A 10,096-nucleotide genomic window follows, 5' to 3' on the forward strand; every position below is an offset into this window, starting at 1 on the left:
CTGTTGATTTATCGCCACCAATGAGCCTGATCACGCTCTTCATGTCACCCTTTTCAACAGGCGTTTCCCGGCCTTTGCAAGCCGGCTATGCTCCCGCAGTTCCGCCCAATCTGCTCCACAGCAGAGCTGGGCACATCGTGTTGCAACAGAAGAATTCCTAGACCTCATGCCCATCAAGAAATCCGATCTCTATTCCAAGCTTTGGGCCTCCTGCGACGAGCTGCGCGGCGGCATGGATGCCAGCCAGTACAAGGACTATGTGCTGGTGATGCTGTTCATCAAGTACATCAGTGACAAGTATGCCGGCCAGCCGTTCGCGCCCATCCAGATTCCCAAGGGCGCCAGCTTTGCCGACATGGTGGCGCTCAAGGGCAAGAGCGATATCGGCGACCAGATCAACAAGAAGATCATCCGCCCGCTGGAAGACGCCAACCGGCTACGCATCAAGGCCGACTTTGACGATTCGTCCTTGCTCGGTGCAGGCAAGGAAAAGGTCGAGAAGCTCGGCAACCTCATCGGCATCTTCGAGTCCCGTGACCTTGACTTCAGCCGTCACCGTGCCGATGGCGATGACATCCTGGGCGATGCCTACGAATACCTGATGCGCCATTTCGCCACCGAAAGTGGCAAGAGCAAAGGGCAGTTCTACACGCCTGCTGAAGTCAGCCGGGTGATGGCCCAGGTGCTGGGCATCGCCAAGGCCAAGACCAGCCCCAACACCACCGTGTACGACCCCACCTGCGGTTCCGGTTCGCTGCTGCTGAAAGTGGCCGAGGCTGCACCCACCCAGGTCAGCGTCTACGGGCAGGAGAAGGACGAAGTCACCAGCGGCCTGGCCCGCATGAACATGATCCTGCACCACAACCCGGGCGCGGTGATCGAGCAGGGCAACACCCTGGCCGATCCCAAGTTCCTACAGGGCGATGCGCTGAAGACCTTCGACTACGTGGTCGCCAACCCGCCGTTCTCCGACAAACGCTGGAGCACCGGCGTCATCGGCGATGCCTACCAGCGTTTCGAAGGCTTTGGCACTCCGCCGGCCAAGCAGGGCGACTATGCTTATCTGCTGCACATCATTCGCTCGCTCAAGCGCACGGGCCGTGGCGCCTGCATCCTGCCGCACGGCGTGCTGTTCCGTGGCAACGCCGAGGCCGAGATTCGTCGCAATCTGGTGCGGCGCGGGCTGATCCAGGCCATCATCGGTCTGCCGGCCAACCTGTTCTACGGCACCGGCATCCCGGCCTGCATCATCGTCATCGACAAGGCCGGCGCGGCGGCGCGCAAGGGCATCTACATGATCGATGCCGCGCGCGGCTTCATCAAAGATGGCGCCAAGAACCGCCTGCGCGAGCGCGACATCCATCGCATTGTCGATGCCTTCACAACACTTGCCGACAGCAACCCGCGCTATGCGCGCATGGTCGGCCTGGAAGAGATTGAGAAGAACGATTTCAACCTCAACTTGCCGCGCTACATCGATAGCAGCACGCCGGAAGATCAGCAGGATATCGATGCTCACCTCAATGGCGGCATCCCCGAGGCGGATCTGCAAGCCCTTGGCCGTTACTGGGCGGTATGCCCGCAATTGCAGGCCGCCTTGTTTCGCCCGCGCCGGCCCGGCTACCTGGACCTGACCGTAGCACCAACGGCCATCAAGCCCACCATCTACCAGCATCCGCAGTTCCAGGCCTACATCCAGGCCATGAATGCTCACTTCGAGGCGTGGCGTGCGACCGCTATGGAGCGGCTCAATGCACTGGCGCCGGGCTTCCGCCCCAAGGAACTCATCCACGAGCTGGCCGAAGGTCTGCTGGCCCACTACCAGCACCAGCCAGCCGCGCAGCCGCTGATCGATCCCTATGCGGTGTACCAGCATCTGCTGGACTATTGGGAGGCCACGCTGCAGGACGACGCTTACCTGATTGCCGAAGATGGCTGGAAAGCGCAGCCCTATCGTGTACTGGAAACCAAGAAGAACAAGGACGGCACGCCGGGCAGGACCGTGGACAAAGGCTGGGCCTGCGATCTGGTGCCCAAGGCGCTGCTGGTGCAGCACCACTTTGCCGCCGAGCAGGCGGAACTGGATCGGCTGGCTGTCGAGTTGGAGAGCGCCCAGGCTGCGCAAACAGAGTTAGAAGAAGAGCACAGCGGTGAAGATGCGGCGTTCAGTGGTTTCGACAAGATCAACGACAATGAAGTGAAGTCGCGCATCAAGGAAATAGCAAAGGATGCCGATGCGGCTGATGAGCTGGCGGTGCTTAAGCAATGGCTGGCGTTGTCTGAGAAAGCCATTGCATTGAAGAAGCGTAGTGCTTCGCTGAAAGCCGAATTGGATGCAAAGGCCCTGGCGCGGTACCCAACGTTGACTGCTGCTGAAGTGAAAAGCTTGGTGGTGGATCACAAGTGGCTAGCGACGCTGACTACTGCCGTACACGGTGAGCTGGATCGCGTGAGTCAAGCTCTGACCGGGCGGGTGAAAGAGTTGGCTGAGCGCTATGTGCAGACTTTACCCCAGCTGGTACAGAAGGCGGACTACATGCGTTCGCGGGTGGCTGAGCATTTGGCGAAGATGGGGTTTGCATGGAATTGAATGAGCGTGGCGCTAACTATCTGTATGGCGAGCAGTCCATGACAGTACTGGGATTGATTCCGTCAGATTGGAGTGTGACCACTGTTGGCGATGAGTTCCATGTCCAACTCGGAAAGATGCTGGACTCGGAAAAGAACATGGGGAAGCCCAAACTATTTCTTGGGAACAGAGCTGTTCAGTGGGGGCGGATCGACATCAACGATATCGGCGAGATCCTTATGTCACGGTCCGACCTGCAGCGCTATCGTTTGGAGCACGGGGATCTTCTTGTTTGCGAAGGTGGTGAAGTCGGTCGTAGTGCGATTTGGCGTGGTCAGCTAGAAGAGTGCTATTACCAAAAAGCGCTTCATCGCCTACGCACAAAGCGTGGATACTCGCATGAGTTTATGGCGGCTGTGCTCGAACAGTTCGCGCGCACCGGGAAACTTCAGAACTACGTCACCCAAACTAGTATCGCCCACCTTCCGAAGGAGAAGCTCGTTGCTTTGCCGATTCCGAAGCCTGCGAGTGAAGACGAGCAATACAGGATTTCCCAGGCTATTTGCGATGCCGACGCTCTGATTGAATCATTGGAGCAACTGCTGACCAAGAAGCGCCAGATCAAGCAAGGCGCCATGCAGGAGCTGCTCACCGGCAAACGGCGGTTGCCCGGGTTCAACGGCTCATGGTCATACGAAGAGCTGCGAACCCTAGTTCAGGCCCCCGTGACAGATGGTCCGCACACAACTCCTGTGTTCGTAGATTCAGGTGTTCCGTTCTTGTCGGTCAACAATCTGGTTGGCAATCGCATTGATCTTAGAGATCTACGGTTTATCACTAGGGAAGACGATCAACTCTTCGCCAGGAAATGCAAGCCAAGGCGAGGTGATGTGCTTCTCGGAAAGGCTGCTTCGGTTGGCAAAGTGGCCCTTGTTGAAGATGACATGGACTTCAACATCTGGTCACCAATCGCGTTGATTCGCGCAGGCACAAAGATCGCCTCAAAATTTCTCTACTATCAACTGCAGAGCCAGAAGGTCCTCAATCAAATCACCGTGTTGACGAATTCCTCATCCCAAGGAAATCTTGGCATGAGCGATATCGAGAAGCTGCAGATTGCTTACCCATCCGTTGGTGAGCAGCGTGAGATCGCGAGTATTCTGTCGGAAATGGAAACCGAAATTTCTACCCTCGAATTCCGTCTCGCGAAAGCCCGCGCCCTCAAGCAAGCCATGGCCCAGGCCTTGCTGACCGGTCGCATCCGTCTCATGGAATCCAGCGCATGACCCACTCCGCCAAGAGCTACTACCGCGTGATGTTGGGCCGCCAAAGTGTCCATGCGGCCGAGTGCGTGGCCGGGGGCTTCATCGGCGTAGACTTTGGCATCGAGCAAGACCTGAGCGGCCGATTGCCTGAGGCGTGGCGGCAATTCAACGCCGCCCTTATCCCGGTGTTCCTGGCTGGCCACCCTGACAAAAGCAAGATCGCAGCGGGTCTGGCCTGCGGCGCGCTTTGGACGGTAGCCAAGGGCATCCGCCCTGGCGATGTGGTGCTGTGCCCTGACGGCACCGGCGTGTACCACGTGGGAGTCGTTGAGGGTGAGTACCGCTACGCCCCCGGCCGGGTCCTGCCGCACCGCCGCCAGGTGAATTGGTTGCCCCTCACGATCGCCCGCGCGGCGATGAGTGAAGCGCTGCGCAATTCCACCGGGTCCATCGGTACGGTGAGCACCATCACCGATCACCATCAGGAGATCGAACAGTTCCTGGCCGCGCTGCCCGGTCAGCCTACGCCCGGCATCGTGGCGACCGACCCGGTGGTGGAAGACCCGGTGGCCTTCGCGATGGAGAAGCACCTGGAAGACTTCCTGGTGAAGAACTGGGCGCAGACCGAACTGGCCCAACAGTTCAAGGTCTACGAGGAAGACGGTGAGCTGGTGGGCCAGCAATACGCCACCGATGCCGGGCCCATCGACATCCTGGCGGTCAGCAAGGACGGCCAGCGCTTGCTGGTGGTGGAACTCAAGCGCGGCCGGGCGTCGGACGTGGTGGTGGGCCAGATCCTGCGCTACATGGGCTATGTCAAAGAGCAGATCGCCGAGCCGCATCAGGCCGTGGAAGGGGTGATTATTGCGCTGGACGACGACCAGAAACTGCGCTGGGCGCTGGCGGCGGTGCCCAGCATTGGTTTTTACCGCTATCAACTCAGTTTCAAGCTGATCCGGCAGTGATGGCAGCCCGTGCGCAGACGTTGCACAATGGCCCTACGCCGTACCAGAGGAGTAGCACCATGCGCCGCACCAAGCCTCTCAGCGAATCCTCCATGCAGACCGCAGAGTCCCATATCCCCGCGTTGGCCGCCCAGGCGGGCCGGGAGGCGCATGCGCGTGCCCTACGCCAGGGCGGGCGGGTGGTGATGAAGTCTGCCGCCGGGTGGTTGATCGAACGCCATGTCAGCGGGCAGGACGTGGAAATCAAACGCTTGCCCAAGAGCACACCGGTGTCGGCCGGCGCAGTACTCAGGCGGGGCGGAAAGCCGGCGTCAAAGCCAGCGGCGGAACGCTGATTAGGCGATGGCGCAAGGTGTAGACGACGCCGGCCCGGCCGTTGGTGCTGCCCAGCCCCGCATGCGGGTCTTTGCCGGGCCCAACGGTTCGGGCAAGAGCACCATTCACGAACATTTGCGCCCTGAGTGGATCGGGGCCTACGTCAATGCAGACGACATCGAGCGGCAGCTGCGGCAGACCGGTGCGCTGGATCTGCGGTCGTTCGATCTGCAGTGCCCGCCTGCCGAGTTGCAGGCAAGCATGCGCGAACATCTGGCGCACTCTGTTCTGCTGCGCAAAAACGGATTAGAGGGTGTGGCCGAGACGCTGGTGATTGATGCCAGTGGCACGCTGCAGCTTCCGCAACCCAATATCAACTCCTATGTGGCTGCGGTGCTGGCCGACGGACTTAGAAGGCAGTTACTGGAGCAGGGCGCGACCTTTACTTTTGAGACGGTGATGTCCTCGCCGGACAAGATCGATTTCATGCGTCAGGCCCAGGCGCGCGGGTATCGCACGTATCTGTATTTTGTCGCCACCGATGACCCGGCCATCAATCTTGCGCGCGTGGCGCAGCGGGTCGCGCAGGGCGGGCACGATGTGCCGGATGACAAGGTGCGTGAACGGTACCGACGCTCCATCGACCTGTTGGACGCTGCCTGCGCCGCCTCCAACCGTGCCTACGTGTTCGACAACTCTGGCGAAGCCCACGAGTTGCTCGCCGAGATCGTGGACGGTGATGAGTTGCACATCCATGCAGACGCGTTGCCGGCCTGGTTTACCACCACTTCGCTTTGGCGGTCGTTCCAGACAGCCGGCCCGTCGGCCATCCCTGATACCTAGATCTTTGCAACACGACACGCCCGCCGAGGAAGCTGCATGAGCGATCGCATCAACAAGTCTGAGCGTGCGACACAGGCGCGTGTGGTCCAACTGTTTACCAAGCAACTGGGTTATCGCTATCTGGGAGATTGGGCCGACCGCGTTGGCAACCATTGCCTGGAAGAAAGCCTGCTCAGCGAGCACCTGGGCCGGCTTGGCTACAGCCCCGCGCACATCAGCGCTACGCTCTACAAGCTCCGTACCGAGACACTGTTGCATGGGCGCACGCTTTATGCCGCCAATGCAGCGGTGTACGACCTGCTGCGCTACGGAGTTTCTGTGAAGCTGGCGGCCGGCCAGGTGAACGAAACCGTACATCTGGTGGACTGGCACACGCCCGAGAACAACGACTTCGCCCTGGCCGAAGAGGTGACCTTGGCCGGCGGGCATGAGCGTCGGCCGGACATCGTGCTCTACCTCAATGGCATTGCCATGGGCGTGCTGGAGCTCAAGAACAGCCGCGTGGGACTAGGCGAGGGCATTCGCCAGTGCCTGTCCAACCAGCAACCCGAATTCAACGACTGGTTCTTCAGCACGATCCAGCTGGTCATGGCGGGCAACGACTCGGAAGGCCTGCGCTACGGCACCATCGAAACCCAGGAAAAATATTTCCTGGCCTGGAAGGAAGACGAAGCCGATAACACCGGTTATAAACTGGATAAGTACCTGGTCAAGCTATGTGGAAAAACGCGTCTGCTGGAGCTGCTGCGCGACTTTGTGCTGTTTGATGGAGGCGTTAAGAAGCTGCCGCGCGTGCATCAGTACTTTGGCGTCAAAGCCGCGCAGGTACATGTGCAGCAGCGGCGTGGCGGGGTGATCTGGCATACCCAGGGTGCGGGCAAGAGCATCCTCATGGTGCTGCTGGCGCGCTGGATCCTGGAGAACAATGCTGCCGCACGGGTGGCCATCATCACTGATCGCGACGAGCTGGATCAGCAGATCGAGCGCGTATTCCAGGATGCAGGCGAGACGATTCACCGCAGCAAAAGCGGGCGCGATCTCATGGCCCAGCTGGCCCAGCCAAACCCCCGGCTGCTGTGCGCGCTGGTACACAAGTTCGGGCGCCGCGACGTGGACGACTTCGAAGCGTTTCTGCGAGATCTGGCGGCGCAGCCGAGCCCGACCCAGGGCGATCTCGTGGTGTTCGTGGACGAGTGTCACCGCACGCAGAGTGGCAAACTGCACCGGTTGATGAAAGCCATGCTGCCCAATGCGGTGTTCATCGGCTTTACCGGCACACCGTTGTTGAAGTCCGATGCGCAGACCAGCCTGGAGGTCTTTGGCGGCTACATCCACACCTACAAGTTTCCCGAAGCCGTGGAGGACGGTGTGGTGCTGGATCTGGTCTACGAGGCCCGCGACATCGACCAGAGGCTAGGCAGCAACGAGCAGATCGACCAATGGTTCGACGCCAAGACCCGCGGGCTGAACGACTGGCAAAAGGACGAGCTGAAGAGCCGATGGGGCACGTTGCAAACCGTGCTCAGTTCGCGTGCCCGCATGGACCGGGTGGTGATGGACATCATCCATGACTTTGCGGTCAAGCCGCGTCTTAACGATGAGCGGGGCAATGCCATCCTGGTCGCCTCCAGCATTTATGAGGCGTGCAAGTATTTCGAGCGCTTCAACAAGACGGTGTTCAGAGGCCGTTGTGCCGTTGTCACCTCCTACAATCCGCAGGCCTCGGATATCAGCAAGGAAGAGACCGGTGCCAATACCGAGAGCGACCGGCAATTCATCTATAACACCTACAACGAGCTATTGAAGGGCGTTGTGGCCGAGTCCGGCAAAACCAAGACCGAAACCTACGAGAAGCAGGTCAAGAACGCCTTCGTCAAGACGCCTGCGAAGATGAAGTTATTGATTGTTGTCGACAAGCTCCTGACAGGCTTCGACGCCCCGCCTTGCACGTATCTCTACATCGATAAGTCGATGCAGGATCATGGCCTGTTCCAGGCAATCTGCCGCACCAACCGGCTGGACGGCGACGACAAGGAATTTGGCTACATCGTCGATTACAAGGATCTGTTCAAGAAGGTCGAAAAGGCAATTGCGGTCTATACCGCAGAGCTTGACCACAGCACTGGAGAGTCTGATCCCCAGATCCTGCTCAAGGATCGGGTGGAGGCGGGCCGTGAACGCCTTGACGATGCACTGGAGGCGCTGGCCCTGCTGTGCGAGCCGGTAGGGCCGCCCAGGGGCGACCTGGAGCATATCCACTATTTTTGCGGAAACACCGAGATTGCCGACGACCTGCGGGCGCGTGAGCACCACCGGGTGGCGCTCTACAAAAGTGTCGTCGCGCTGGTGCGTGCATACGCCAACTTGGCCGACGAGTTGGAAGCGGCTGGTTACACGGCCGCGCAGATCGAGGACATCAAGCGTCAGCAGAAGCACTACCTGGACCTGCGTGAGATCATCCGCAAGGCGGCGGGCGAGTCGCTTGACCTGAAGCCCTTCGAGGCCGACATGCGCCACCTCATCGATACCTATATCGAGGCGCAGGCTCCGCGAAAGATTTCTCCCTTCGATGGTATCGGCTTGCTGGACCTCATCGTCAAGACTGGCATAGCCGATGCCATTGCCGAGCGACTGGGGGAGATGAAGGGCAACAAGGAGTCGATTGCCGAAACAATCGAGAACAATGTCCGCAGCAAGATCCTGAAGGAAGAACTGACCGACCCGGCATTTTTTGCCAAGATGTCGGCTCTGCTGGACGAGATCATTCGCCTCCGCAAGGAAAAGGCGATCGAATATGAAGAGTACTTGGCCCGCATTGCCGAGGTGGCCAAGAAAGTGAATGCCGGCAAGGCCGACGACACGCCCGTGCGACTGAAGACGCTCGGGCAGCAGGCGCTTTACAACAACCTGAAGAATCACGTGGTTGGCAACACCCTGCGGGAGCCGGAGATCCCATATGCAGGCAGGGGCAAGACCCTGGAAACCGCCCTGGCCTTGGATGGTGCAATCAAGGCGCGGCGGCCGGATGGCTGGCGTGGCGTGGTGGCGAAAGAGCAGATGGTCAAGCAGGCCATGTTTGACGTACTCAAGGACATCGACGAGGTCGCTCGGCTGTTCCCCATCGTGGTTGCGCAGAAGGAGTACTGACAGGTGTTGGATGTGCTGGATTTGGGTGGGCTGCGCGCCGAGGTGACTCGCAAGCCGATCAAGCACGTGCATTTGAGCGTGCTGCCGCCGACGGGAAAGGTGCGGATTGCCGCGCCGGAAAGTATGGCGCTCGAAACCATCCGTCTGTTCGTCATCTCCAAGCTCACCTGGATCCGTGCGCAGCAGCGCAAGCTGCAGGCCCAGCAGCGCGAGACTCCGCGCGAGTTTCTCAACAAGGAAAGTCACCATGTCTGGGGCAAGCGCTATCTGCTTGAGGTCCGCTTTGTCGATGCGCCACCCTCGGTGGGCTTGACGCCACGCAAGTTGTACCTGCAGGTGCGGCCGGGCGCAGATCAGGCGCGATGCGAGCAGGTGCTCGATCGCTGGTACCGGCAGCAACTGCGCGAGGCCGTGCCTGCGTTACTGGACAAGTGGGAGCCCGTGCTTCAGGTCAAGGCGCAACGCGTCTTCGTTCAACGCATGAAAACCAAGTGGGGCAGCTGCACCCACAATCTTGGATACATCCGGCTCAATACAGACCTTGCCAAAAAGCCACCCGAGTGCCTGGAATACATCGTAGTACATGAGCTGATCCACCTGCTGGAGCCCACCCACAACGCGCGCTTCATTGCTCTCATGGACTTGCATTTACCACACTGGCCGCACTTGCGGCGGCAGCTAAACGATTTGCCGGTGCGGCATGAAGACTGGCACTACTGAGCATGTATCCGTGGGCTGTGCATTGGTCCATTAGCGCTTGACGTAAATCTCCTGCAGTAGCACGATCACCCCACGGAGCCTCGAAACTCCGCTAACAGCGGTACCCACCTCCGACAAACCTGAACCGCCCCGGCTTTCCCGGAGACTCCTTGGTTTGAGTCACGCCGACATGGCGGACTCGTTGGGTTGCTTGGATTTGGAATAATAGTTGGCTTCGGCCTCGGCCGGTGGGATGCTGCCGATCGGCTCAAGCAAGCGGCGATTGTTGAACC

7 protein-coding genes are annotated in these 10,096 nt (G+C 59.7%); all 7 read left to right on the forward strand.

Annotated elements, in window-relative coordinates:
- Positions 1-166: 166 nt before the first annotated feature.
- The 7 genes from LL962_RS08300 to LL962_RS08330 are packed head-to-tail and all read left to right on the forward strand — an operon-like array spanning position 167 to position 9,824.
- A complete protein-coding gene (locus LL962_RS08300; protein ID WP_228316548.1) occupies positions 167-2,590 on the forward strand; it encodes an HsdM family class I SAM-dependent methyltransferase in 2,424 nt (807 codons plus the stop codon).
- Positions 2,581-3,855 (forward strand): restriction endonuclease subunit S, encoded by a 1,275-nt coding sequence (locus LL962_RS08305; protein ID WP_228316549.1) that lies wholly within the window; start codon positions 2,581-2,583, stop codon positions 3,853-3,855. Before LL962_RS08300 ends, LL962_RS08305 begins: the two co-directional genes overlap by 10 nt.
- Positions 3,852-4,799: an endonuclease NucS domain-containing protein gene (locus LL962_RS08310; RefSeq protein ID WP_228316550.1), complete on the forward strand. Its 948-nt coding sequence runs from the start codon at positions 3,852-3,854 to the stop codon at positions 4,797-4,799. Before LL962_RS08305 ends, LL962_RS08310 begins: the two co-directional genes overlap by 4 nt.
- 59 nt (positions 4,800-4,858) lie before the next feature.
- Positions 4,859-5,134, forward strand: a complete 276-nt coding sequence (locus tag LL962_RS08315) for a hypothetical protein (RefSeq protein ID WP_126936889.1) — start codon at positions 4,859-4,861, stop codon at positions 5,132-5,134.
- Between the two features lie 7 nt (positions 5,135-5,141).
- Complete coding sequence (locus LL962_RS08320) at positions 5,142-5,957, forward strand: zeta toxin family protein (RefSeq protein WP_228316551.1); 816 nt, start codon at positions 5,142-5,144, stop codon at positions 5,955-5,957.
- Between the two features lie 36 nt (positions 5,958-5,993).
- Positions 5,994-9,104 carry a type I restriction endonuclease subunit R gene (locus LL962_RS08325; RefSeq protein ID WP_228316552.1) on the forward strand — a complete coding sequence of 1,037 codons (3,111 nt, stop codon included), beginning with the start codon at positions 5,994-5,996 and terminating at the stop codon, positions 9,102-9,104.
- Positions 9,105-9,107: 3 nt separating this feature from the next.
- A complete protein-coding gene (locus tag LL962_RS08330) occupies positions 9,108-9,824 on the forward strand; it encodes a M48 family metallopeptidase (protein WP_228316553.1) in 717 nt (238 codons plus the stop codon).
- Positions 9,825-10,096 lie beyond the last annotated feature (272 nt).

The sequence above is a fragment of the Xanthomonas sp. NCPPB 1067 genome, from assembly GCF_020783795.1.
GTDB classification, from domain to species: Bacteria; Pseudomonadota; Gammaproteobacteria; order Xanthomonadales; family Xanthomonadaceae; genus Xanthomonas; species Xanthomonas melonis.

Bases quoted from the DNA above. Each gene is read 5' to 3' on its own strand.
- LL962_RS08310 (WP_228316550.1), top strand. From the start codon at position 3,852: ATGACCCACTCCGCCAAGAGCTACTACCGCGTGATGTTGGGCCGCCAA.
- LL962_RS08315 (WP_126936889.1), top strand. From the start codon at position 4,859: ATGCGCCGCACCAAGCCTCTCAGCGAATCCTCCATGCAGACCGCAGAG.
- LL962_RS08320 (WP_228316551.1), top strand. From the start codon at position 5,142: ATGGCGCAAGGTGTAGACGACGCCGGCCCGGCCGTTGGTGCTGCCCAG.
- LL962_RS08305 (WP_228316549.1), top strand. From the start codon at position 2,581: ATGGAATTGAATGAGCGTGGCGCTAACTATCTGTATGGCGAGCAGTCC.
- LL962_RS08325 (WP_228316552.1), top strand. From the start codon at position 5,994: ATGAGCGATCGCATCAACAAGTCTGAGCGTGCGACACAGGCGCGTGTG.
- LL962_RS08300 (WP_228316548.1), top strand. From the start codon at position 167: ATGCCCATCAAGAAATCCGATCTCTATTCCAAGCTTTGGGCCTCCTGC.